Here is an 841-nt window from a genome sequence, read left to right on the forward strand (position 1 = left end):
CCTTTACCTTTTCAAGCTCCATATTTAATTGGATTGTATTTATGACATCCTCTGAATCAGATTTCAGTACATCAATCAATGATATCTCATTTCCTTCTTTATCTTGCCCAATGGGATCATGGAGAGAGACATCTTTTTTTGTCTTTTTTAAAGCCCGCAAATGCATCAAGATTTCATTCTCTATACACCGCGCCGCATAAGTGGCAAGCTTCGTGCCTTTCCCCTCTGAATAGCTTTCTATGGCTTTAATTAACCCGATTGTACCAATAGAGATTAAATCCTCAGAATCTTCCCCAGTATTTTCAAATTTTTTGACAATATGAGCTACGAGCCTTAAATTATGCTCGATTAGCATGTTTCGAGCATGTGTGTCGCCAGCAGCCATCAACCGCAAATACTTTTTTTCATCAGCAGCCGATAGCGGTTGAGGAAAAGCATTATTTTTTACATATGAAACGAGAAACACAATCTCTTTCACTAAATAGCCAAGCGCTGTTAATATTCCAGACATTATTTCCACCCCCGCTTTCAAACACTTTAGCCTTAACTAATTCCTATGTGCAAAAAGAGTTGTTTTTGTCTGTCCACCTCATTTATTTTCCTCAGAAATATTTCCCACAGTCTTTTTCGAAGCTCTCATTCTATTCAAACGTGATTCTTGTAAATAGCCCAATTTTTTCTTTGCCTATTTACACCTAATATAGTAAAAACAGGCGTTTTCAATAGTACATTGTCCTCCCATGATACATATATATGCAGTGAATAAGCTTATAAATCCTAAGGAGGAGTAGCAATGAGTAAGGACATGATGGAGTCTTTAGTAAATAAAGTCATTAAAATA

Annotated in this window: 1 protein-coding gene; it reads right to left on the reverse strand. The window is 36.3% G+C overall.

What is annotated here, in order from left to right; translation table 11 throughout:
* The coding region (sigK, locus tag V7164_RS11740) for an RNA polymerase sporulation sigma factor SigK (RefSeq protein ID WP_335354166.1) at nt 1–511 on the reverse strand (511 nt) is incomplete at its 3' end.
* Between the last annotated feature and the right edge of the window lie 330 nt (nt 512–841).

The sequence above is a fragment of the Bacillus sp. JJ1474 genome (assembly GCF_036965225.1).
Lineage (GTDB): Bacteria > Bacillota > Bacilli > Bacillales > Cytobacillaceae > Cytobacillus.